The organism is Mycobacterium sp. (assembly GCF_032159775.1).
GTDB lineage: Bacteria > Actinomycetota > Actinomycetes > Mycobacteriales > Mycobacteriaceae > Mycobacterium.
Window position 1 is genome coordinate 1 of the sequence record NZ_JAVHWK010000046.1, and the last position, 22,030, is coordinate 22,030.

The 22,030-nt window shown below is 66.5% G+C and carries 24 protein-coding genes; 14 read left to right on the forward strand and 10 right to left on the reverse strand.

Annotation, left to right across the window (positions count from 1 at the left end; translation table 11 throughout):
* On the forward strand, window positions 1-846 hold an 846-nt coding region (locus QOJ24_RS04730; protein ID WP_526259606.1), incomplete at its 5' end, for a vitamin B12 dependent-methionine synthase activation domain-containing protein.
* Here the strand turns inward: QOJ24_RS04730 and QOJ24_RS04735 are convergent.
* Complete coding sequence (locus QOJ24_RS04735; protein ID WP_526259608.1) at window positions 828-1,652, reverse strand: SDR family oxidoreductase; 825 nt, start codon at window positions 1,650-1,652, stop codon at window positions 828-830. The two genes, QOJ24_RS04730 and QOJ24_RS04735, sit on opposite strands and share 19 nt — an antisense overlap.
* Before the next feature lie 39 nt (window positions 1,653-1,691).
* On the opposite strand from QOJ24_RS04735, the gene QOJ24_RS04740 reads away from it, so the two are divergent.
* From QOJ24_RS04740 to QOJ24_RS04765, 6 genes are all read left to right on the forward strand, one after another.
* Window positions 1,692-2,375 carry an HAD family hydrolase gene (locus QOJ24_RS04740; protein ID WP_526259610.1) on the forward strand — a complete coding sequence of 228 codons (684 nt, stop codon included), beginning with the start codon at window positions 1,692-1,694 and terminating at the stop codon, window positions 2,373-2,375.
* A gap of 85 nt (window positions 2,376-2,460) precedes the next feature.
* On the forward strand, window positions 2,461-3,939 hold the full coding sequence (locus QOJ24_RS04745) for a sugar porter family MFS transporter (RefSeq protein WP_526259612.1): 1,479 nt from the start codon (window positions 2,461-2,463) through the stop codon (window positions 3,937-3,939).
* Between the two features lie 36 nt (window positions 3,940-3,975).
* Window positions 3,976-4,257 (forward strand): phosphoribosyl-ATP diphosphatase, encoded by a 282-nt coding sequence (locus tag QOJ24_RS04750; RefSeq protein ID WP_526259613.1) that lies wholly within the window; start codon window positions 3,976-3,978, stop codon window positions 4,255-4,257.
* Window positions 4,258-4,262: 5 nt separating this feature from the next.
* A complete protein-coding gene (hisG, locus tag QOJ24_RS04755; RefSeq protein ID WP_526259691.1) occupies window positions 4,263-5,114 on the forward strand; it encodes an ATP phosphoribosyltransferase in 852 nt (283 codons plus the stop codon).
* Window positions 5,115-5,184: 70 nt separating this feature from the next.
* Window positions 5,185-5,685, forward strand: a complete 501-nt coding sequence (locus QOJ24_RS04760) for a DUF4126 domain-containing protein (RefSeq protein ID WP_526259615.1) — start codon at window positions 5,185-5,187, stop codon at window positions 5,683-5,685.
* A complete protein-coding gene (locus QOJ24_RS04765; RefSeq protein ID WP_526259617.1) occupies window positions 5,686-7,083 on the forward strand; it encodes an FAD-containing oxidoreductase in 1,398 nt (465 codons plus the stop codon).
* On the opposite strand, the gene QOJ24_RS04770 is transcribed toward QOJ24_RS04765, so the two are convergent.
* The 4 genes from QOJ24_RS04770 to QOJ24_RS04785 form a co-directional block, all read right to left on the reverse strand.
* Window positions 7,016-7,651, reverse strand: a complete 636-nt coding sequence (locus QOJ24_RS04770; RefSeq protein ID WP_526259619.1) for a flavodoxin family protein — start codon at window positions 7,649-7,651, stop codon at window positions 7,016-7,018. The two genes, QOJ24_RS04765 and QOJ24_RS04770, sit on opposite strands and share 68 nt — an antisense overlap.
* 2 nt (window positions 7,652-7,653) lie before the next feature.
* Window positions 7,654-8,148 (reverse strand): SRPBCC family protein, encoded by a 495-nt coding sequence (locus tag QOJ24_RS04775; protein ID WP_526259621.1) that lies wholly within the window; start codon window positions 8,146-8,148, stop codon window positions 7,654-7,656.
* The gene (locus QOJ24_RS04780) at window positions 8,145-8,462 is read right to left on the reverse strand and encodes an ArsR/SmtB family transcription factor (protein ID WP_526259623.1); all 318 of its coding nucleotides are present in this window, start codon (window positions 8,460-8,462) and stop codon (window positions 8,145-8,147) included. The genes QOJ24_RS04775 and QOJ24_RS04780 overlap by 4 nt, the downstream gene beginning before the upstream one ends.
* A 66-nt stretch (window positions 8,463-8,528) precedes the next feature.
* Window positions 8,529-9,428, reverse strand: a complete 900-nt coding sequence (locus QOJ24_RS04785) for a RecB family exonuclease (RefSeq protein ID WP_526259625.1) — start codon at window positions 9,426-9,428, stop codon at window positions 8,529-8,531.
* Between the two features lie 75 nt (window positions 9,429-9,503).
* On the opposite strand from QOJ24_RS04785, the gene QOJ24_RS04790 reads away from it, so the two are divergent.
* Window positions 9,504-10,340 carry a class I SAM-dependent methyltransferase gene (locus tag QOJ24_RS04790; RefSeq protein ID WP_526259627.1) on the forward strand — a complete coding sequence of 279 codons (837 nt, stop codon included), beginning with the start codon at window positions 9,504-9,506 and terminating at the stop codon, window positions 10,338-10,340.
* Here the strand turns inward: QOJ24_RS04790 and QOJ24_RS04795 are convergent.
* From QOJ24_RS04795 to QOJ24_RS04805, 3 genes are read right to left on the reverse strand one after another with little or no spacing between them, the layout of a single operon-like run.
* Window positions 10,337-10,633, reverse strand: a complete 297-nt coding sequence (locus QOJ24_RS04795; RefSeq protein WP_526259629.1) for a DUF503 domain-containing protein — start codon at window positions 10,631-10,633, stop codon at window positions 10,337-10,339. The two genes, QOJ24_RS04790 and QOJ24_RS04795, sit on opposite strands and share 4 nt — an antisense overlap.
* Before the next feature lie 17 nt (window positions 10,634-10,650).
* Window positions 10,651-11,181, reverse strand: coding sequence for a lipoprotein LppK (gene lppK / locus QOJ24_RS04800; RefSeq protein ID WP_526259693.1), 531 nt, complete (start codon window positions 11,179-11,181; stop codon window positions 10,651-10,653).
* An 8-nt stretch (window positions 11,182-11,189) separates the two neighbouring features.
* A complete protein-coding gene (locus QOJ24_RS04805; RefSeq protein WP_526259631.1) occupies window positions 11,190-11,618 on the reverse strand; it encodes a hypothetical protein in 429 nt (142 codons plus the stop codon).
* A 147-nt stretch (window positions 11,619-11,765) separates the two neighbouring features.
* Here QOJ24_RS04805 and arc point away from each other — a divergent pair, with 147 nt between their 5' ends.
* A complete protein-coding gene (gene arc, locus QOJ24_RS04810) occupies window positions 11,766-13,586 on the forward strand; it encodes a proteasome ATPase (RefSeq protein ID WP_526259633.1) in 1,821 nt (606 codons plus the stop codon).
* On the opposite strand, the gene QOJ24_RS04815 is transcribed toward arc, so the two are convergent.
* Together QOJ24_RS04815 and QOJ24_RS04820 are read right to left on the reverse strand one after the other, a co-directional pair.
* A complete protein-coding gene (locus QOJ24_RS04815) occupies window positions 13,583-14,746 on the reverse strand; it encodes a hypothetical protein (protein ID WP_526259634.1) in 1,164 nt (387 codons plus the stop codon). The genes arc and QOJ24_RS04815 overlap by 4 nt on opposite strands.
* Window positions 14,747-14,803: 57 nt before the next feature.
* A complete protein-coding gene (locus tag QOJ24_RS04820; RefSeq protein WP_526259636.1) occupies window positions 14,804-15,967 on the reverse strand; it encodes a hypothetical protein in 1,164 nt (387 codons plus the stop codon).
* 40 nt (window positions 15,968-16,007) lie between these two features.
* On the opposite strand from QOJ24_RS04820, the gene dop reads away from it, so the two are divergent.
* The 5 genes from dop (at window position 16,008) to QOJ24_RS04845 (ending at window position 22,025) form a co-directional block, all read left to right on the forward strand.
* Complete coding sequence (dop, locus tag QOJ24_RS04825; RefSeq protein WP_526259638.1) at window positions 16,008-17,504, forward strand: pup deamidase/depupylase; 1,497 nt, start codon at window positions 16,008-16,010, stop codon at window positions 17,502-17,504.
* Between the two features lie 106 nt (window positions 17,505-17,610).
* Window positions 17,611-17,805, forward strand: coding sequence for a ubiquitin-like protein Pup (locus QOJ24_RS04830; RefSeq protein ID WP_264010673.1), 195 nt, complete (start codon window positions 17,611-17,613; stop codon window positions 17,803-17,805).
* Window positions 17,802-18,710, forward strand: a complete 909-nt coding sequence (gene prcB, locus QOJ24_RS04835; RefSeq protein ID WP_526259640.1) for a proteasome subunit beta — start codon at window positions 17,802-17,804, stop codon at window positions 18,708-18,710. Before QOJ24_RS04830 ends, prcB begins: the two co-directional genes overlap by 4 nt.
* Window positions 18,707-19,429: a proteasome subunit alpha gene (gene prcA, locus QOJ24_RS04840; protein WP_526259642.1), complete on the forward strand. Its 723-nt coding sequence runs from the start codon at window positions 18,707-18,709 to the stop codon at window positions 19,427-19,429. The genes prcB and prcA overlap by 4 nt, the downstream gene beginning before the upstream one ends.
* 124 nt (window positions 19,430-19,553) lie before the next feature.
* Window positions 19,554-22,025, forward strand: coding sequence for an FAD-dependent oxidoreductase (locus tag QOJ24_RS04845; RefSeq protein WP_526259644.1), 2,472 nt, complete (start codon window positions 19,554-19,556; stop codon window positions 22,023-22,025).
* Window positions 22,026-22,030: the final 5 nt, after the last annotated feature.

Sequence of the window (22,030 nt, forward strand, 5' to 3'; positions counted from 1 at the left end):
CCGTTCTTCAACGCCTGGGAGATGAAGGGCCGCTTCCCCGACATCCTCAACAACCCGGTCTCGGGCGAGACGGCCCGCAAGCTGTACGACGACGCCCAGGAGATGCTCGACACCCTGATCAAGGAGAAGTGGCTGACTGCCAACGGCGTGATCGGGTTCTTCCCGGCCAACGCGGTCGGCGACGACATCGAGGTCTATACCGACGAGACCCGTACCGAGGTGCTGACCAGGCTGCACAACCTGCGCCAGCAGGGTGAGCACCGGGACGGCATCCCGAACCGGAGCATCGGCGACTTCGTCGCGCCCAAGGACACCGGTCTGGCCGACTACGTCGGCGCCTTCGCCGTCACCACGGGGCTCGGTAGCGCAGACAAGATCGTCGAGTTCAAGGCGGCCAACGACGACTACAACGCGATCCTGCTGGAGTCGCTCGCCGACCGGCTGGCAGAGGCGTTCGCCGAACGGATGCACCAACGGGTCCGCAAGGAGTTTTGGGCGTACCAGCCCGACGAGCAGCTGGACAACGACGCACTGATCGGTGAGAAGTACCGGGGGATCCGGCCTGCCCCCGGCTACCCGGCCTGCCCGGAGCACACCGAGAAGGCGACGCTCTGGGAGTTGATGGACGTCAAGGAGCGGACCGGCATCGAGCTGACCGAGTCGATGGCGATGTGGCCCGGTGCCGCCGTCAGCGGCTGGTACTTCTCGCACCCGCAGTCGCAGTACTTCGTGGTCGGCCGGATAGCGCAGGACCAGGTCGCCGACTACGCGAAGCGCAAAGGCTGGACGCTTGCCGAAGCCGAGCGCTGGCTTGCGCCCAACCTCGGCTACAACCCCGAGGACTGACCCACGCCGAACAGCGCGGCGTTCTGTCGCGCCCAGTCGGCGACCGACTGGGCGGGTACGCCGGTCAGCCCGGCGACCAGCTGATTGGCTTGCTGCGGCTTGTCGGCGAAATCTGCGACCGTGTCGAGGTACCACGCGGCTTCGGCGCCCATCGCCGGTCGCAGCGCCTCGATCGCCTCATCGCGGCTGCACTGTTCGAACGACACATCCACGCCGATGCCGACACCGATCTCCTCGGCGATCTGTGCACGGGTCAACGACTGCGGGCCGGTGATCGCATACATCCGACCGTGGTGGGACTGCTCCGGCTGCATCAACAGCGTCGCGGCCACCCTGGCGATGTCGTCCATCGAGATCGGTGCCTCCACCACGTCCGGATACGGGTCGCGGACGGTCGCCGTTCTCGTGATCTGGTCGGCCCACAGGGCAAGGTTCTCCAGGAATTCGCCCGGCCCGAGTTGCGTGTTGGCGAGCCCGGAGGCCGCGACAGCGTCGGCTTGCGCCTGCCAATATCCGACGCCGGACAGCGCGACGAGGTAGGAGACGTTGGCCGCTTTGGCCAGTTCGAGTGTCACGTCGAGCGTTTTGGGCAGCGGCGCGAGATACATCCGATCGACGCCTTCCAGCGCAGCCGGAAGCGACTCGGGCCTGCCGAGGTACCCGACGACCGGCGTCACACCGGCGGGCAGGTTCGCCTTAGCCGGATCGGTGGTCAAAGCGCGGATGTCGTTGGCGCCCATGTCGATCAGGTGATTGACGATGCGCCTGCCGATGTTGCCGGTGGCACCGGTCACGAGAATGGTCATGATTTCACGCTACGTGGCGCCCGTGACACAATCGCGGACGTGAAGGCGGTGCTGTGGGACATGGACGGCACCCTCGTCGACTCGGAAAAAGTATGGGACGTGTCGTTAGCCGCCCTGTACGAAAAGCTCGGTGGCGTCCTGACGCCGGGCGTGCGGGCATCGATGGTGGGCAGCGTGGCCGAGAACACCATGCGGATCATCTACACCGACCTCGGGCTCGAACTCGATCCCGACGCGATGGCCGACTCCAGTCGCTGGCTCAACGACTACACCGCCGAGTTGTTCGACAGCGGTTTGCCGTGGTGTGCCGGGGCGCACGAGTTACTGGAAGAGCTTGCCGCCGAAGGCACTCCGATGGCGCTGGTGACCAACACCCAGCGCGCGCTGACCGAGCGTGCGCTGAACGGTATTGGCCGACATTATTTTTCGGCCACGGTATGCGGCGACGAGGTTGTCAATGGCAAACCCGCTCCGGACCCGTACCTGCGTGCCACCGAGTTGCTGGGATTGGCGCCGCAGCAGTGTCTGGCGGTCGAGGACTCGGTGACGGGGACGGCGGCCGCCGAAGGCGCGGGATGCCCGGTCCTGGTGGTGCCGAACGATGTCGACGTGCCCCCCGCACGAGGGCGAAGCCATTTGAGTTCGCTGGCCGGGGTGGACTCCGCCCAACTGCGGCGCATCCACGCCGACCTCGTCGGCGGCGCCGGAGAACGCTCGGCCTAACTTCACCCCGCAGCGTGCTTGCCAATGGTAAGACAGGGGTACACGTGACCCGGATCACGCACGCAACGCTGCGAAAGGGACGCCCATGGCAGGTTCCAATGCACCCGTAGGTGACGAATCGTCGTTACCGATCTCCGACGAGGACTTCTCATCGGGCCGAACCGCGGTCAGGATCGCTTCGGTGGCAGCCCTCGGCGGTCTGCTTTTCGGCTACGACAGCGCCGTGGTCAACGGCGCGGTGGATTCGATCCAGGAAGACTTCAATATCGACAACGCGAAGCTGGGCTTCGCCGTGGCGTCCGCGCTGCTCGGTGCCGCAGTCGGAGCGATGTCCGCGGGGCGGATCGCCGATGCGATCGGCCGCATCTCGGTGATGAAGATCGCGGCGGCGTTCTTCCTGGTCAGCGCAATCGGTACCGCGCTGGCGCCCAACGTGTGGCTGGTGGTCGCGTTCAGGGTCGTCGGCGGCATCGGGGTCGGCGTCGCATCGGTCATCGCCCCCGCGTACATCGCCGAGACATCGCCGCCGGGCATCCGTGGCCGCCTCGGGTCACTTCAGCAGCTGGCCATCGTGTCCGGCATCTTCTTGTCCTTTGCGGTCAACTGGGTGCTGCAGCACATCGCAGGCGGCCCGAACGAACCGCTGTGGCTCGGGCTTGATGCCTGGCGCTGGATGTTCATGGTGATGGCGATACCTGCGCTGCTGTACGGCGGCCTGGCGTTCACCATTCCCGAGTCTCCTCGGTATCTCGTTGCCAGCCACAAGATTCCGGAAGCCCGTCGCGTGTTGACCATGCTGCTGGGCAAAAAGAACCTCGAGATCACGATCGACCGCATCAAGGAGACGCTGGAACGCGAGGACAAGCCGTCCTGGAAGGATCTGCGCAAGCCGACCGGCGGCATCTACGGCATCGTATGGGTCGGTCTGGGGCTGTCGGTCTTCCAGCAGTTCGTCGGCATCAACGTGATCTTCTACTACTCCAACGTGCTGTGGCAGGCCGTCGGATACAGCGCCGACGATTCGGCCAAGTACACCGTGATCACTTCGGTGATCAACGTGCTGACGACGCTCATCGCGATCGCGTTGATCGACAAGATCGGGCGTAAACCGCTGCTGCTCATCGGATCATCCGGGATGGCGGTGACCCTGATCACGATGTCGGTCGTCTTTGCCAACGCCACGCTCGACGCCGACGGCAACCCGAGCCTTCCCGGAATATCCGGCTACGTCGCGCTGATCGCCGCGAACCTGTTCGTCGTCGCCTTCGGCATGTCCTGGGGCCCGGTCGTCTGGGTGCTGCTCGGCGAGATGTTCCCCAACCGCATCCGCGCGGCTGCCCTCGGCCTCGCCGCCGCCGGCCAGTGGGCGGCGAACTGGCTGATCACCGTCACCTTCCCCGGGCTGCGCGAACACCTCGGCCTGGCGTACGGCTTCTACGGCCTCTGCGCGGTGCTTTCCGGCCTCTTCGTGTGGAAATGGGTGATGGAGACGAAGGGCGTCTCTCTGGAGGACATGCACGGCAGCATCGTGCGTGAAGACGATCGGCCGACCGCAAAGGCGTAGTCCATGTGAAACCCGCGTGACGGTTGTGCCGCTGACGTGGAACAATCGCGTGCCGTGAAGACCTTCGACGCGTTGTTCGCCGAACTCAGCGAAAAAGCGCGCACCCGGCCGGACGGTAGCGGCACCGTCGCCGCGCTCGACGGCGGCGTGCACGGGCTGGGCAAGAAGATCCTCGAGGAGGCCGGCGAGGTGTGGCTGGCCGCCGAACACGAGGGCGACGACGCGCTGGCGTCTGAGATCAGCCAGTTGCTGTACTGGACGCAGGTGCTGATGATCTCCCGCGGCCTCTCCCTCGACGACGTGTACGAGAACCTGTGAACGGCATGCTGCGGGTCGCCGTGCCCAACAAGGGCACGCTGAGCGAACCGGCCGCCGAAATCCTCTCCGAGGCCGGTTACCGTCGACGGTCCGATCAGAAAGATCTGACGGTCATCGATCCGGTCAACAATGTCGAGTTCTTCTTTCTGCGTCCCAAGGACATTGCGATCTATGTCGGATCGGGCCAGCTGGATCTCGGTATCACGGGCCGGGACCTGGCCGCAGAATCGGATGCCCCCGTCCGCGAGCGGCTCGCCCTGGGATTCGGGTCGTCGACATTTCGGTACGCCGCCCCTGCAGGCCGCGACTGGACGGTTTCCGACCTGGCAGGCAAGCGAATCGCTACCGCATTTCCCCATCTGGTTCGAAAAGACCTGGCGGCGAACGGAGTTGAGGCCACCGTCATCCGCCTCGACGGTGCCGTGGAAATCTCCGTTGCGCTCGGCGTGGCCGACGCCATCGCCGATGTGGTCGGCTCGGGTCGCACACTGGGACTGCATGACCTCGTTCCGTTCGGTGAGCCGCTGTGCGACTCGGAGGCGGTGCTGATCGAACGCGCCGACCCCGGCGACAAGAACACCGCCGCCCGTGACCAATTGGCCGCCCGGGTGCAGGGCGTGGTGTTCGGCCAGCAGTACCTGATGCTGGATTACGACTGCCCGCGCACCGTGCTCGATGCGGCCACCGCCGTCACGCCCGGCCTCGAGTCGCCGACCATCGCACCGCTGGCCGATGCGGCCTGGGTGGCGGTGCGCGCGCTGGTCCCGCGGCGCGACGTCAACGCCATCATGGACAAGCTGGCGGCCATCGGCGCCAAGGCAATACTGGCCTCCGACATCAGGTTCTGCCGCTTCTGACTTCGCCCGGTCTCGTCCACCTCTGCGTGTTAGCGTCCGGGTGAGATTTTCCCCGGTCTGAGAGGTTCGCATGACGTATTTCCTGGTTCTGCTGCTCGCGCTGCTGCTCGGTGTGGTGGCGGGTCTGCGCGCGCTGACCGCGCCCGCGGTGGTGGCATGGGCGGGGGCGCTGGGCTGGATCGGCCTGGACGGCACATGGGCACAATGGGTGGCCCACCCGATCACGGTGACGGTGCTGACCATCCTGGCGCTCGGCGAGTTGGTCACCGACCAACTTCCGCGCACACCGAGTCGGCGGGTACCTCAGCAGTTCGGAGCACGGCTGTTCACCGGCGCGTTCGCCGGCGCGGTTCTCGCCACAGGTGCCGTCTTGAACCCGACGGCGTGGGTGGTGGTCGGGGCGATCGGCGCGGCGCTGATCGGCGCCGTCATCGGCACACTCGGCGGTGCCGAGGGGCGCCAGCGGCTGGTGGCGGCCAACGGCGGACACGATCTGCCGGTCGCACTCGTCGAGGACGCCATCGCGATCGTCGGCGGGTTTGCGGTTGTCGCGCTGGCATCGGTCATCTAAATGCCGACTGTGCCAACCAAATTGGATGCGATCATCATCGGCGCCGGTCAGGCGGGTCCACCACTGGCAGGCCGGCTGACCGCCGCGGGTCAGTCGGTTGCGGTGATCGAACGCAAACTCGTCGGCGGCACATGTGTGAACACCGGCTGCATTCCGACCAAGACACTCGTCGCCAGCGCGCACGCCGCCCAGACGGCTCGACGCGGTGCCGAATACGGCATCGGCACAGGCGATGTCAGCGTGGACATGTCGACGGTCAAGGCGCGCAAGGACAAGGTCATGACCGACGACCGGGCCGGCCTCGAGTCCTGGCTCGAGGGAATGGACAACTGCACGCTGATCCGCGGGCACGCGCGCTTCACCGATCCGCACACCATTGCGGTCGACGACCTGATTCTGCAGGCGGACAAGATCTTTCTGAACGTCGGGGGGCGTGCCGTCGTGCCCGACATGCCGGGTCTGGCCGACATCGACTACATGACCAACGTCGGAATCCTCGACCTGGACACCGTGCCGGAACACCTCGTCATCATCGGTGGCAGCTACATCGCGCTCGAGTTCGCCCAGATGTACCGGCGCTTCGGCGCCGAGGTCACCGTCATCGAAAAGGGCCCGCGGCTGACATCGCGCGAGGACGAGGATGTGTCGGCGGCCATCAAGGAGATCCTCGAGAAGGAGGGGATCGCCATCGAACTGGACGCAACCGCGATCTCGTTCTGCAAGCAGGACAAGGGCTTCGAGGTGATAACGCGCGACGGCGCCCAGCCCATCGTCGGCTCCCACCTGCTTGTCGCGATCGGACGGCGGCCCAACACCGACGACCTCGGTCTGGAGAACGCGGGCGTGCAAACCGACGCCCGCGGCAACGTCGTCGTCAACGACGAGTGCCGCACCAACGTCGACCACATCTGGGCGATGGGCGACTGTAACGGCAAAGGGGCGTTCACCCACACCTCGTACAACGACTTCGAGATCGTGGCCGCCAACCTCCTCGACAACGACCGGCGTCGGATCAGCGACCGGGTGCCCACCTATGCGCTCTACATCGACCCGCCATTGGGCCGCGCCGGTCTCACCGTCGACCAGGTGCGCGAGTCAGGCCGAAAAGCGTTGGTGGGCAAGCGACCGATGACCCGTGTCGGACGCGCCGTCGAAAAGGGGGAGACGCAAGGCTTCATGAAGGTCGTCGTCGACGCCGAGACCAAGGAGATTCTCGGCGCCGCGATCCTTGGCGTCGGCGGCGACGAAGTCATCCACTCCATCCTCGACATCATGTCGGCCAAGGACCCCTACACGTCTATCTCCCGCACGATGCACATCCACCCGACGGTCAGCGAACTGGTGCCGACGATGCTGCAGGAGATGACGCCGCTCGACCGAGATTCAGCTGCCGGGTGACCAGCGCGACGCGCCGACCGAGCCGGCGGCACGTCGCGACATCTGAGTGATGCACCTGATCCGCGCCTGCGTCCACATCGCTCTGCGCGCCCGCGCCGAGCCAGAAGCCGAGCCTGTTGAGGTCGTCCTCGCTGCCCGCCGAGCTGTTCCAGCCTGCAGCCAATCCCAGGTTCACCCAATGCATGTGGTGCTGCGCGGCGAACACCGCCAGCGACGTCAGCGTGTGCATCTTGTCACCGGCCTTCGCGCCGGAGTTCGTGAAGCCGGCTGACACCTTGTCGCGCCAGGTGCCGTTCTGGCACCGTCGTCCGGTCTGCTCGGCGAACGACTGAAATGCCGCGGACACGTTGCCCATGTATGTCGCAGTGCCGAAGACCATTCCGTCGGCGCCGTCGAGGGTGTCCCAGTCGTCGTCGGCCATCGCACCGACGGTGATCAGCGTGACGTGTGCGCCCTCGTCCCGCATGCCCGCGGCCACGGCCTCGGCCAGCATCGCGGTGTGGCCGAAGCCCGAGTGGTAGGCGACGACGAGTGTCGGCGCAGCGATGTGAGATCCGTTGAGTACCATGCTTACTCCTGATGTTCTCTAACAACTTCTTGGCGTCTGATCGCCCAGTCGGGTAGCTCATCGCCCGCGAGGTATGCCTCTAGGCGGTCGAGGAACGCGTGGGTTCCGCCGCGGAAGCCGCCGGCATTCCTGGCGCCGAGGCCGCGGTGGGTGAAGCGCAACAGGGTTCCGTCGCCATCGACATGCAGTTCGTAGCGCACCACGCTGTCTTCGACGATGGCCTGCTTCCATTCGTGCTCGAGCACGTGCGGGGGATCCCACACCAGGATGCGTCCGGTCATCCGCTTCTTCTCGACGGGCAGCGGCGGCCCCGTGGCGACCATGTCGATCATGCCGCCCTCGCGCGCATCGATCGATGTCTCGCCGAACCATTGGGCCCGTTCGCCTGGATCGGTGATCGCCGACCACACCGCCTCGACGGGATAGGGGAGTCGCCGCTCGAAGGTCAGTATTGCGCGGTCGCCCGAGACGCTGAGTCGTCCTTGCCGCCCGGTCATGTCGCGTCCCGGTGGCTGGCTTGAAGGTGGCGCTCAAGTGCGTCGAGGTGACCGGCCCAGTAGCGCCGGAATCGGTCTATCCATTCGTCGATCTCGACCAGTCCATCGGCGCGTAACGCGTATATCCGGCGTTGGGCGTCCGGTCGCACCTCGACCAGTCCGACTTCGCGGAGCACCCGCAGGTGGCGGGACACCGTCGGCTGAGTCAGCCCGGGCAGCGTGGCCACGAGTTCGCCCGCCGTTCGCTCACCTCGGGTGAGCGCGTCGAGCAGGGCGCGCCTGCTAGGTTCCGCGATCGCCTCGAACACGTCCATGGGACAAGTATTGCACCGTGTCTATATAGCCGCAAGGCTATATAGCGCTGCGTTAGATCGGGCTGGTCACGCAGCGGGCTCTGCGGAGTACAGCACCGGATCGTCACCGGGCCCGCCGCCTTCGGCGGGGTCGTCCGGCCAACCCGGGTACGGCGGTGGTGTCCCGCCGAACACCGGGCAGTGCGCGTGGTGGGCGCACCAGTCGCACATGCGCGACGGATGCGGCCGGAAATCGCCTGTGGCACCTGCCGATTGGATCGCCCGCCAAATGGCGATCAAGGTTTTCTCGAACCGTTCCAGCTCATCGAGGTCGGGGGAGTAGTCGAGCACCTGGCCGTCGGCGAGATACAGCAGCCGCAGCCGGGCGGGCAGCACGCCGCGTGACCGCAGCAGTGCGACGGCGTAGAACTTCATCTGGAACATCGCCTTGAACTCGGCGAGCGCACGCGCCTCGGGCGGTGCCTTGCCCGTCTTGTAGTCGACGACCCGCATCTCGCCTGTGGGGGCGATATCGATCCGGTCGACGAAACCGCGAAGGAGGGTGCCGTCGGCGAGCTCGACCTCGACGCGTTGCTCGCAGCTTTCCGGGTCGAACCGGGTGGGGTCCTCCAGCCGGTAGTACCCGGACAACAGCGCCCTTGCCTCATCGAGGAGCGCTGCCCGCACGGCGGAGTCGACGCCATCGGCCAGGCCGGGCTCGGCGGCGACGATGCGGTCCCACGCCGGGTCGACCAGGGAGCGGGCCGTCTCGGGGACGCGATCGGGCGCCGGAAGCGTGTAGAGCTGTTCGAGCGCGGCGTGCACCACCGACCCGCGCAGCTGCGCGGTCGAGGACGGCTCGGGCAGCCGATCTATGGCGCGGAACCGGTACAGCAGCGGGCACTGCTTGAAGTCGCTGGCCCGCGACGGCGACAGTGCAGGCCGTCGATGCTCCGTTGGCCGAGGCGGGACCTCTTGCTGGTCCATAACGGGAAGCTTATGGCTCCGGTCCGACAACCCCGGGCACGTAGGTCGGCGCGTCTGCTGGCAGGCTGATCGGCTGTGTCAGGGAAAGCGCGGACCGGTCCGTTCGCCGCCGACGATCGCGTGCAGCTGACCGACGTCCGGGGTCGGCACTACACGGTGGTGCTGACCCCCGGTGCCGAATTTCACACCCATCGAGGGGCGATCGCCCACGACGCCGTGATCGGGCTGCCGGAGGGCAGCGTGGTGAAGTCCGCCAACGGCGATCCTTTCCTGGTGCTGCGCCCGCTGCTCGTCGATTACGTGATGTCGATGCCTCGCGGGGCGCAGGTGATCTACCCCAAGGATGCGGCGCAGATCGTGCACGAGGGCGACATCTTCCCCGGTGCCCGCGTACTTGAGGCCGGCGCGGGGTCGGGGGCGATGACGTGCTCGCTGCTGCGTGCCGTCGGGCCGGAAGGCCGGGTGGTGTCCTACGACGTACGCGACGACCACGCCGAGCACGCTTCACGCAACGTCGCGACCTTCTTCGGCGGGACGCCCGAGAACTGGGATCTGGTGATCGCCGACGTCGCCGACTACAGCGGGCCCGAGGTGGACCGCGTCGTGCTGGACATGCTCGCACCGTGGGAGGTGCTGGGCAGCATCGCCGACGCATTGGTGGCGGGCGGCGTGCTGGTCGTCTACGTGGCGACCGTGACGCAGCTGTCGCGCACCGTCGAGGCGATGCGCGAACAGCAGTGCTGGACCGAACCGAGGGCGTGGGAAACGATGCAGCGTGGCTGGCATGTGGTCGGGCTCGCCGTGCGCCCACAGCAGACCATGCGCGGACACACCGCATTTCTGATCAGCGCTCGAAAGCTGGCTCCCGGTGCCGTCGCCCCGATGCCGGTGCGCCGCAAGAAGCAGATCTAGTCGTCGTCGCTGCGCCGTAGTCCGCGCCGCGCGCAGAGCAGTTCCATCTCCGGGCGTGCGGCGACCAGACGCTCGGCGGCGTCGAGCACGTCCACGACGTGCGTGCGGTCGCCCGACACGACGGCCATGCCAACGCCGGCGCGCCGGTGCAGCTGCTGGGATCCAGTCTCGGCCGCGGAAACGCCGAACCGCCGGTGCAGTTCGGCTATCACCGGCCGCACAGCCGACCGCTTCTGCTTCAGCGAATGGACATCCCCGAGCAGAAGGTCGAACTCCAGCCAGCCGATCCACATACCTCTATGGTGACGGGTCACGGAGGAGGCGATGTGGCGGTCGCTCCTTCACCGAATTCGAGCAGCAGGTTGGCCGTCTTACGGGTCAGCTGCCAGCCGTCGCGGATGGGTGTGAACTCCATCGGAAAGCTGAACTTGCCCGGCGGTTTGTTGGCGGTCGTCACGTTGACGGTGGCCACCACGTTTCCCACCTCGGTCTCCGACCATTTCAGGTCGACGGCGTCGAACGTCAGCGGCAGGGCACCGTTGTCGGCCAGCGCCTTGCCGAATTTGTCCAACGCCGCGGCGTCGTCGGCGGTCGCCAACTCCACCAGGCCGATCTTGTCGGCGCCGGCGACGGCGGGATCCGACAGCCGGGCCAGTACATCGGTCAGCGCCTGCGGGGCCGGAAGCGGAGAAGAGGCGGGCGCCGCGACAGGCGTCGTCATCGTCGTCGCCGCGGTCGGCTCCGCGGCAGGGGGCGCGTCGCTGTTGCACCCGGATACGGCGATCAGGCTACAGAACGCAAAAGCGGCCAACGGGATAACCGTTGACCGCTTCCGCACGATGACCGAGCTCACTTCAAAGCGGCAAGCACCGAATTCGCCGATGATGCGGTGACCTTCCACCCGATCCCGTCGTTCACGAACGTGATCGGCATGGTCTTGCCGAGCGCCGAGACCTGGGCGGTCGCGGCATTGCCGTTGCAGGTGGGCGCGCCGACGCTGACATCGGTCGGCAGGACGCCCCGTGCGTACAGGCTTCTCAGCTGACCGTTGGCGAGCTTGCCGGAGGTGAAGCCGAGCGCCGGTGAGATCAACTGACCCTTCGGGCCTGCGAAGTCGCCGTCGGGGGAGATGATGCTGTCGACCACGCCTTGCAGGGTGCCCTGGTCGGCACAATCTGCCGAGGCGATCGCGGGGGAAGCAATGGACGTCACACCCATCGCGGCACCACCCATCACTGCGGCGGCGGCAACGCCGGTAACGAGGGTTTTCAGGGTCACGGCTGTCCTTTCGATTGGACCTAGTCGAGCTTCAGGTTAACAAGTGTTGCTGGTGTGTCGAATCCCTACACCACACACAAAGGCTGAATCGCCGGTAGCGTTGATGTTGTTACTGCACCAACTTGCGGTGCGGGGAGGGAGCGCAACATGAGCGAGTCAGAGCGTTCTGAATCCTACGGGACACCGATGTCCAGCGACGAAGCGGCTGAGCTGGAGGAGCTTCGGCGCGAGGCAGCGGTCCTGCGTGAGCAGCTGGAGAGCGCGGTGGGTCCGCAGAGTGGTCTGCGCAGCGCCCGCGATGTGCACCAGTTGGAGGCGAGGATCGATTCGCTCGCTGCCAGGAACTCCAAGCTGATGGAGACCCTCAAGGAGGCCCGCCAGCAGTTGCTTGCGCTGCGCGAGGAGGTCGACCGGCTTGGTCAGCCACCGAGCGGCTACGGCGTGCTGCTCGGCGTCCACGAGGATGACACCGTCGATGTCTTCACCTCCGGGCGCAAGATGCGGCTGACATGCTCGCCGAACATCGACACGAAGGGCTTGAAGCAGGGCCAGACGGTCCGCCTCAACGAGGCGCTGACAGTCGTGGAGGTCGGAAACTTCGAGTCGGTCGGAGAAATCTCCACCCTGCGCGAAATCCTTGCCGACGGACATCGCGCGCTCGTGGTCGGCCACGCCGACGAGGAGCGCATCGTCTGGCTGGCCGAGCCCCTGGTCGCCACGGCCGACCTGCCCGACCGGTACGACGACGAGCGCGACGACGACCTGCGGCCACGCAAGCTGCGGCCCGGCGACTCACTGCTCGTCGACACCAAGGCCGGCTACGCGTTCGAGCGCATCCCCAAGGCCGAGGTCGAGGACCTGGTGCTGGAAGAGGTGCCCGACGTCAGCTACAGCGACATCGGTGGCCTTGGTCGCCAGATCGAGCAGATCCGCGACGCCGTCGAGCTGCCGTTCCTGCACAAGGAGCTCTACCGGGAGTACTCCCTGCGACCGCCTAAGGGTGTGCTGCTGTACGGGCCTCCCGGTTGCGGCAAGACGCTGATCGCCAAGGCCGTGGCCAACTCGCTGGCCAAGAAGATGGCCGAGGTGCGTGGCGACGACGCCCGCGAGGCGAAGTCGTACTTCCTCAACATCAAGGGCCCCGAGCTGCTGAACAAGTTCGTCGGCGAGACGGAGCGTCACATCCGGTTGATCTTCCAGCGGGCTCGCGAGAAGGCGTCCGAGGGCACCCCGGTGATCGTGTTCTTCGACGAGATGGACTCGATCTTCCGCACCCGCGGCACCGGCGTCAGCTCCGACGTCGAGACCACCGTGGTTCCCCAGCTGCTGTCGGAGATCGACGGTGTCGAGGGCCTGGAGAACGTCATCGTGATCGGCGCGTCCAACCGCGAGGACATGATCGACCCGGCGATCCTGCGGCCCGGCCGCCTGGACGTCAAGATCAAGATCGAGCGCCCGGACGCCGAAGCGGCACAGGACATCTACAGCAAGTACCTCACCGAGGATCTGCCGATCAATGACGACGACCTCGCCGAGTTCAGCGGCGATCGCAGCCTGACGATCAAGGCGATGATCGAGAAGGTCGTCGACCGGATGTACGCCGAGATCGACGACAACCGCTTCCTGGAGGTCACCTACGCCAACGGTGACAAGGAGGTCATGTACTTCAAGGACTTCAACTCCGGAGCCATGATCCAGAACGTCGTAGACCGGGCGAAGAAGAACGCGATCAAGTCGGTGCTCGAGACGGGCCAGAAGGGTTTGCGCATCCAGCATCTGCTCGACTCGATCGTCGACGAGTTCGCCGAGAACGAGGATCTGCCAAACACCACCAATCCCGATGACTGGGCACGGATCTCGGGCAAGAAGGGCGAACGGATCGTCTACATCCGCACGCTGGTGACGGGCAAGTCGTCGAGTGCCTCGCGGGCCATCGACACCGAGTCCAACCTGGGTCAGTACCTCTAGCCCACGGGGTCGGGCTTAACGCTGCGGTTCTCGATCTCGAGATAGGCGTCGCGGCCGGCCAGGCTGGTCGCCACGTCGGACACCAGCGGGTCGAAGAAGCGCTGCCGGTACAGCGGGTCGACGCTTGTGCTCACGGTGAAATAGAGCCCCGAAAGCACCGCGACGAACAGCGACGTGTGCACCACGGTCTGCGGTATGGGGATGTGGACACCGAACCATGTTCCCGCGCAGGGTGGTTGGCCCACGGAACAGGTTTGCTCGGCGGACCACAACACGCTCACGTCGTCGGGAATGGCGATGATGCCGAGTGCGAGGAAGAACGCGAACAGGCCCGCGGTGAAGAACACCACCTGGATCGCCTGGGACACCACCATCACCGCGACCACATTGATCTGCTCGGCAAGCGACAGCGGGGTGCGCGTCGGCTGATGCCCCGCTTCGGGTTCCAGCGGCGTGCCCGCGAGCAGCTTGGCGGGATCGTGTTGTTCGGCGCGATCATCGCGCAGTGCGTGTACCTCGTCGCGAATCGTGGTGACCATGAAGGCGATTGCCACGACAGCAAGGAATCCGACTGTCTGCCATAGCCTTTGCCGGGTCATCCTGGCAGCCAACTGCCACAGCTCGCCGGTGAAATACACCACGACGGTCAGCATCAGCAGTGGCAGCGCACGGCTCATCAGCGTGCCTAGCGCGCCAACCTGTACCAGCGCGTACCGGAACGCCCACAACGCGATGGCGCCGAAGCCGAGGTAAGTCAGCCACACCGCCAGCAGCGCGACGAGCGCGAACCCGAAGATCTCGGCGGCGGCGAACCCGGAGAAACCGCTGTCGGCGAACGGAAGCCCGAAGACGAAGAGCGCCATCACCAGAAGGGCGGCCGAGCGCCTGCCCGCCTTACCCAGCGTGGTGCCGCTCTGGTGTAGCAGATACAGCGCGACCGGGGCGGCCATCAGCAGCAGGGTGAGCACTCCGAGCCGGATCACATTCCCGTAATCGGGGTCGCCGCCGGTCAGCTCGGCCAGCATCATCGTCAGCGAGATGATCGCGCCGACGCCACTGACCACAGGCGCAGACCGCTCGATCAGCGCGCGCGAGCGCACCCGACGGGTCAGCACCAGCGGCAACCCGCGATGCAGGAACCACTGATTCACCTCGCGCATATTCGGCACGGCAAACATTGTCCGCGACGATGGCGGAATTGCAGTGTGAATGACTGCTCAGGAAACGGCCGCCCGGTAGCGGCTGCGCGCCACCAGGGTGAGCCGGAGATCGTCGATGAGCGGGTCGAGGAAGCGGGTCCGGTAGTCGTTGTCGCCGACGGCGCGTGCGCTGATGTACATGAACGTCATTGCGCCAAGGAACATGCTGACCTGGATGAGCGACTGAGGCACCGGCAATGTCATACCGAGGAACTCGCCGTCGCCGGGCCCGTTGCGCGACCACAGCGCCAGCAGCTCCGGGCTGAGCACGATCAGACCGAGGACGAAGAAGATCAGGCCGGAGACAATCGCCACCAACCCGACCTGAAGCACCTGCGATGTGGCCGCTACGAACACCACGTTGATGCGTTCGGGCCGGGAGAACGGCGCGGCCGAAGGGGGGTCGGGCATCGTCTCGAACGGCGTGCCTGCCAAGCGTCCGTCGTCGTCCTCGGAGGGCCGGGGTGCCGACAACATCGGTCGAACCCGGTCGGCCGTGGCCGAGGTGATGAACGCGACCGCGATGGCGGCGAGGAACAGCAGGGCCAGCCACAGCCGGCCGCGGCTGATGGTCGAAGCCATCGACCACACGTTGGTGTTGAAGAAGACCAGGACGGTCAGCAGCACGACGGGCAGCGCACGCACGAACAGCGCGCCGACGAAAGCGAGATTCTCCATGGCGGACCGCAGTCCCCATCCGAGGATGGAGCCAACGCCGCACGCGGTGAGCACCAACGCACCGCCGATCACGATGCCCTCGTACACGAGGTTGGTGACGATCCGCGGGCTCGGCCCGCCCACAATTCCGGCTGCGACTGCTATCGCCACCGACACGAACGCCGCCAGAGTGCGGGCGCGCACACTGCGGATTCGCGAGACCCGCCAGCCGACTACCGCAGCGACGGGAAGCACCAATACCAGCATCGCCAAGACGAACCACTCTGTGCGGGTGGGGTGGCCGTTGATGTCGATCGTGTGCTTGCCGGTGACGAGAACGACGAGGACGGAGAACGCCATGGACACCGCGAACCCCGCCAACGCCGATGCCGATCGCGGCCAGAGCCGACGCACCAGGGCCCCCGGCCGAAGCACGCCAGGCAGGCCCCGCTCGAGGAACCAGCGGTCGGCTGCCCGGCGTTGGGCGACCTCTGCCGCGTCAGCCTTGCCCCGGTCCGATGGCACAGCCGCAGGCTACTTCGCTCCGTCCCCTAGTCTTGGGGATATGCAACGGATTATCGGGACCGAGGTCGAGTACGGCATCTCGTCGCCGTCCGACCCCACCGCCAATCCGATCCTGACATCGACGCAGGCGGTGCTGGCCTACGCGGCGGCGGCGGGGATTCAGCGGGCCAAACGTACCCGGTGGGACTACGAGGTGGAATCGCCGCTGCGCGACGCGCGAGGCTTCGACCTGAGCCGGTCGGCGGGCCCGCCGCCGGTCGTGGACGCCGACGAGGTCGGCGCGGCCAACATGATCCTGACGAACGGGGCGCGGCTGTACGTCGACCACGCGCATCCGGAGTATTCGGCGCCCGAGTGCACGGACCCGATGGACGCGGTCATCTGGGACAAGGCGGGCGAGCGGGTGATGGAGGCCGCCGCGCGCCACGTGGCCAGCGTGCCGGGAGCGGCGAAGCTGCAGCTCTACAAGAACAACGTGGACGGCAAGGGCGCGTCCTACGGTTCGCACGAGAACTACTTGATGTCGCGGCAGACGCCGTTCTCCGCCGTGATCGCGGGTCTGACGCCGTTTCTGGTGTCCCGCCAGGTCATCACCGGCTCCGGCCGGGTGGGGATCGGCCCGTCGGGTGACGAGCCGGGCTTTCAGCTGTCGCAGCGCTCCGACTACATCGAGGTCGAGGTCGGCCTGGAGACGACGCTCAAGCGGGGCATCATCAACACCCGCGACGAGCCGCACGCCGACGCCGACAAGTACCGGCGGCTGCACGTCATCATCGGCGACGCCAACCTCGCCGAGACGTCCACCTACCTCAAGCTCGGCACCACGTCGCTGGTGCTGGACCTGATCGAAGAGGGCGTGGACCTCACCGACCTGGCGCTTGCCCGTCCCGTGCACGCCGTGCACGTGGTCAGCCGTGACCCGTCGCTGCGCGCCACCGTCGCGCTGGCAGACGGTCGTGAACTGACCGCCCTTGCGCTGCAACGGATCTACCTCGACCGGGTAGCCAAGCTGGTGGACAGCCGCGACCCCGATTCGCGTGCCGCCGACGTCGTCCAGACGTGGGCGCACGTACTCGACCTGCTCGAGCGGGACCCGATGGAATGTGCCGAGATCCTGGACTGGCCCGCGAAACTTCGGTTGTTCGAAGGCTTCCGCAGCCGGGAGAACCTCAACTGGTCGGCGCCACGCCTGCACCTGGTCGACCTGCAGTACTCGGATGTCCGTCTCGACAAGGGTCTCTACAACCGGCTCGTCGCGCGGGGCTCGATGAAGCGGCTCGTCACCGAACAGCAGGTGATCGACGCCGTCGACAATCCGCCGACGGACACCCGCGCCTACTTCCGCGGCGAGTGCCTGCGCCGCTTCGGTGCCGATATCGCCGCCGCCAGCTGGGACTCGGTCATCTTCGACCTCGGTGGGGATTCGCTCGTCAGGATTCCAACGCTCGAGCCGTTGCGGGGCAGCAAAGCGCACGTCGGAGCGCTGCTGGACTCCGTGGACAGCGCTGCGGAATTGGTAGAACAGCTCACCAACTAGCCCCACTATCCCCGGCAATCCGGCGACCGAACGGTAGTGTGGAGTAACCGGCGGGCTGCAACATGGCCCGCCGGAAACAGGCTTAAGACGATGGGTGGAGGCAGCGATGGCTCAGGAGCAGACCAAGCGTGGTGGTGGCGGCGGCGAGGACGACGACGTCACCGGAAGCACGGCCGCCGGCCAAGAGCGTCGCGAGAAGCTGACCGAGGAGACCGACGACCTGCTCGACGAGATCGACGACGTTCTCGAGGAGAACGCCGAAGACTTCGTGCGCGCGTACGTCCAGAAGGGTGGCCAGTGAGCTGGCCGCAACGCGATCAGCTGCACTTCCCGTCATCGCTTCCCGGAGCACCATCTGTACCCGTGAACCTGTCATCCTTTTCTGAACTGCTGCGCCGTCAGGCGCCCGAGCTTCTGCCCATGAACAGGACCGGGTCCGAGCATCAGGGGCTCGCAGCCGGTGACGCGCTGCCGCACGGAACCACGATCGTGGCGCTGACGTATCCCGGCGGTGTGGTGATGGCGGGCGACCGCCGTGCCACGCAGGGCAATATGATCGCCAGCCGCGATGTGAAAAAGGTGTACATCACCGACGACTACACCGCGACGGGCATTGCCGGCACCGCGGCGATCGCCGTCGAGTTCGCCCGGCTGTATGCCGTCGAGCTCGAGCACTACGAGAAGGTCGAGGGTGTGCCGCTGACGTTCCCCGGCAAGGTGAACCGGTTGGCGACCATGGTGCGCGGCAATCTCGGTGCGGCTCTGCAGGGCTTCATTGCGCTGCCGTTGCTTGCCGGCTACGACTTGGGCGACCCCAACCCGCAGGCCGCCGGTCGGATCGTGTCGTTCGACGCTGCGGGCGGCTGGAATTTCGAGGAAGAGGGCTATCAGTCCGTCGGCTCCGGCTCTATCTTCGCCAAGTCCTCCATCAAGAAGCTGTACTCCCAGGTGGTCGACGCCGATTCGGCACTGCGGGTGGCGATCGAGGGCCTCTACGACGCCGCCGATGACGACTCCGCGACCGGCGGCCCCGACCTGGTCCGCGGCATCTACCCGACCGCGGTGATTCTGGGAGCCGACGGCGCCGAGGAGGTGGCCGAAGAGCGGATCGCGGCGCTGGCCCGTGAGGTCATCGAAAGCCGTTCTCGCGAAGACACATTCCACCACACGTCCGGCCCGTCGACCGATGCACGGGGTGACTCGTGAGCTTCCCGTATTTCATCTCGCCCGAGCAGGCGATGCGCGAGCGTTCGGAGCTCGCCCGCAAGGGTATTGCGCGGGGGCGCAGCGTGGTGGTGCTCGCATACGACTCCGGCGTGCTCTTCGTCGCCGAGAACCCGTCGCGCTCACTGCAGAAGGTCAGCGAGCTGTACGACCGGGTCGGGTTCGCCGCGGTGGGCAGGTTCAACGAGTTCGACAACCTGCGGCGCGGCGGCATCCAGTTCGCCGACACCCGCGGCTATGCCTACGACAGGCGTGATGTCACCGGCCGCCAGCTGGCGAATGTGTACGCCCAAACGCTCGGCACGATCTTCACCGAGCAGGCCAAGCCCTACGAGGTCGAGCTGTGCGTGGCCGAGGTCGCGCACTTCGGCGAGACAAGGGCGCCGGAGCTCTATCGCATCACCTACGACGGCTCGATCGCCGACGAACCCCACTTCGTGGTGATGGGCGGCACGACCGAACCGATCATCGAGAAGCTCAACGAGTCGTACGCGGAGAACGCCAACTTCTCCGATGCGGTGAGGATCGCCATCGACGCCCTGAAGGCGGGGGGCAGCGGTTCGGACACCCGCAGCCTGGGACCCGACACGCTGGAGGTAGCGATCCTCGACGCGAGCCGTCCCCGGCGGGCGTTCCGGCGCATCGTCGGTCCCGCGCTGGATGCCGTGCTCCCGGAAGACGAACCGGAGACGAGCGAGTAGTCCGGCGCTGAGCAACTGCCCAGCTCACAGCCCGTTCCCAGGGTCTGATCTTTCCGCGTGTCCCGGTTGACGCCACGTGCCCGCCGGAGGACGATGTGTTGCGCACTGCACAACACGTTGCGCTATGAGCAACAGTCCACAGATCGGCTCATTCATGCCAAAAGTCGTCGTGATCGGCGCCGGAGTCGTCGGGGCGGCCCTCGCCGACGAGCTCACCGCACGCGGGTACACCGACCTGGCGGTGCTTGACCGGGGTCCGCTGTTCACCACGGGCGGCTCGTCCTCCCATGCCCCCGGTCTGGTGTTCGCGACCAACCCGTCGAAGACGATGAGCGCGTTCGCCAGCTACACCATCGAGAAGTTCTGCTCGTTGGAACACCGCGACGGCCGGGTGTTCAACCAGGTCGGCGGTCTCGAGGTGGCGACCACACCGGAGCGGCTGGCCGACCTGAACCGCAAGGCAGGCTGGGCGGCGGCGTGGGGGATCGAGGGCCGACTGCTGAGCCGCGCCGAATGCCTGCAGATGCATCCGCTGATCGACGCCGACCGCGTGCTCGGCGGCTTCCACACACCCGCCGACGGGCTGGCCAAGGCGGTGCGCGCCGTCGAAGCCCAGGCCGCCCGCGCGACCGCCCGCGGTGCCCGGTTCGTGCCGCACACCGAGGTCGTCGGGATCGTCGAGGGGGGCGGCCGCGTAGCCGGAGTCCGCACGAAGGACGGTGTGGTCGACGCCGACATCGTGGTGTGCGCGGCCGGATTCTGGGGTGCCCAGCTGGCCAAGGAGGTCGGCCTCGTCGTCCCGTTGGTGCCGATGGCGCACCAGTACGCCCGCACCGGACAGATCGCCGCCCTCGTCGGCCGCAACACCGAGCAGTCGGAGGCCGGCCTGCCGATACTGCGCCATCAGGACAAGGACGTGTACTTCCGCGAGCACGTCGACCGCCTCGGCATCGGTTCTTACAGCCACCGGCCGATGCCGGTCGACTTGTCCACGCTGATGGCCGACACCGCAGGCGAGCCGATGCCGTCGATGCTGCCGTTCACCGAAGAGGACTTCGCGCCCGCCTGGGCCGCGGCCACCGAACTCATTCCGGCTCTTGGTGATTCCAAGGTCGAAGAGGCGTTCAACGGCATCTTCTCGTTCACCCCTGACGGGTTTTCGATCATGGGTGAGCATCGGGAACTGAGCGGATTCTGGGTGGCCGAGGCGGTGTGGGTGACCCACTCCGCCGGTGTGGCCAAGGCGACAGCCGAATGGATCGTCGACGGCGCCCCGTCGATCGATGTGCACGAATGCGACCTGTACCGGTTCGAGGACGCGGCCCGCAGCCCCGAGTTCATCATGCAGACAAGCTCGCAGGCCTTCGTCGAGGTCTACGACATCATTCATCCGTACCAGTTCCGTGACGCGCTGCGCGGCCTGCGCACCAGCCCGTTCTACGACCGGCACAAGCAGCTCGGTGCCTTCTTCTACGAAGGTGCGGGATGGGAACGTCCGGCGTGGTTCGAGGCGAACGCCGAACTGGCGCAACGGCTTCGCAGCGACGGGGTGGCGTTTCCGGAGCGCGACGACTGGTCGTCGCGGTTCTGGTCGCCGATCTCGATCGCCGAGGCGCACTGGACCCGCGAGCGGGTCGCGATGTATGACATGACGCCGCTGACCCGCTACGAGGTCGCGGGCGCAGGCGCGGCGGCGTTCCTGCAACGGATGTCCACCAACAACGTCGACAAGAGCGTCGGGTCGGTCACCTACACGATGCTGCTCGACGAAAAGGGCGGGATCCGAAGCGACATCACCGTCGCCCGGCTAGCGGACACCAGGTTCCAGGTTGCCGTCAACGGCCCGATGGACTTCGACTGGTTGTCCAGGCACCTGCCGGACGACGTGACGCTGCGCGACATCACCGGCGGCACCTGCTGCGTGGGTGTGTGGGGACCGCGAGCCCGCGACATGGTGGCACCGCTGTGTCCCGACGACCTGTCGCACGAGAAGTTCAAGTACTTCCGCGCGCTGCAGACCTACCTCGGCGCGATCCCCGTCACGATGCTGCGGGTGTCCTATGTCGGCGAGTTGGGCTGGGAGATCTACACGAGCGCCGAATACGGTCCAGCCCTGTGGGATCTGTTGTTCGACGCAGGTCGCCCTCATGAGGTCATCGCGGCAGGGCGGATCGCCTTCAACAGCCTGCGCATCGAGAAGGCCTACCGGCTGTGGGGGACGGACATGACCGCCGAGCATCAGCCCGCGGCCGCGGGGGTGGATTTCGCGGTGAAGATGTCCAAGGACGACTTCATCGGCAAGACGGCGCTGGAGGGCGCGGCCACACCGCAGAATGTTTTGCGCAGCATCGTCTTCGACGATCCGACCGCCGTCGCACTCGGCAAGGAACCGGTCTTCGTCGATGACCGGTGCGTCGGATATGTGACCAGCGCCGGGTATTCGCCGACGGTCGGCCGCACGATCGCCTACGCCTGGCTGCCCGCAGACACCGAGGTGGGTGACGGCGTCACCGTCGACTATCGCGGCAGCCGGTTCGCGGCCACCGTGCATGCCGAACCCGTCTTTGACCCCGAGATGGCACGGATCAAGAGGTAGCAGCA

Bases quoted from the DNA above. Each gene is read 5' to 3' on its own strand.
- QOJ24_RS04735 (WP_526259608.1), bottom strand. From the start codon at position 1,652: ATGACCATTCTCGTGACCGGTGCCACCGGCAACATCGGCAGGCGCATC.
- QOJ24_RS04745 (WP_526259612.1), top strand. From the start codon at position 2,461: ATGGCAGGTTCCAATGCACCCGTAGGTGACGAATCGTCGTTACCGATC.
- hisG (WP_526259691.1), top strand. From the start codon at position 4,263: ATGCTGCGGGTCGCCGTGCCCAACAAGGGCACGCTGAGCGAACCGGCC.
- QOJ24_RS04760 (WP_526259615.1), top strand. From the start codon at position 5,185: ATGACGTATTTCCTGGTTCTGCTGCTCGCGCTGCTGCTCGGTGTGGTG.
- QOJ24_RS04765 (WP_526259617.1), top strand. From the start codon at position 5,686: ATGCCGACTGTGCCAACCAAATTGGATGCGATCATCATCGGCGCCGGT.
- QOJ24_RS04770 (WP_526259619.1), bottom strand. From the start codon at position 7,651: ATGGTACTCAACGGATCTCACATCGCTGCGCCGACACTCGTCGTCGCC.
- QOJ24_RS04775 (WP_526259621.1), bottom strand. From the start codon at position 8,148: ATGACCGGGCGGCAAGGACGACTCAGCGTCTCGGGCGACCGCGCAATA.
- QOJ24_RS04780 (WP_526259623.1), bottom strand. From the start codon at position 8,462: ATGGACGTGTTCGAGGCGATCGCGGAACCTAGCAGGCGCGCCCTGCTC.
- QOJ24_RS04785 (WP_526259625.1), bottom strand. From the start codon at position 9,428: ATGGACCAGCAAGAGGTCCCGCCTCGGCCAACGGAGCATCGACGGCCT.
- QOJ24_RS04795 (WP_526259629.1), bottom strand. From the start codon at position 10,633: ATGTGGATCGGCTGGCTGGAGTTCGACCTTCTGCTCGGGGATGTCCAT.
- arc (WP_526259633.1), top strand. From the start codon at position 11,766: ATGAGCGAGTCAGAGCGTTCTGAATCCTACGGGACACCGATGTCCAGC.
- QOJ24_RS04815 (WP_526259634.1), bottom strand. From the start codon at position 14,746: ATGCGCGAGGTGAATCAGTGGTTCCTGCATCGCGGGTTGCCGCTGGTG.
- dop (WP_526259638.1), top strand. From the start codon at position 16,008: ATGCAACGGATTATCGGGACCGAGGTCGAGTACGGCATCTCGTCGCCG.
- QOJ24_RS04830 (WP_264010673.1), top strand. From the start codon at position 17,611: ATGGCTCAGGAGCAGACCAAGCGTGGTGGTGGCGGCGGCGAGGACGAC.
- QOJ24_RS04845 (WP_526259644.1), top strand. From the start codon at position 19,554: ATGAGCAACAGTCCACAGATCGGCTCATTCATGCCAAAAGTCGTCGTG.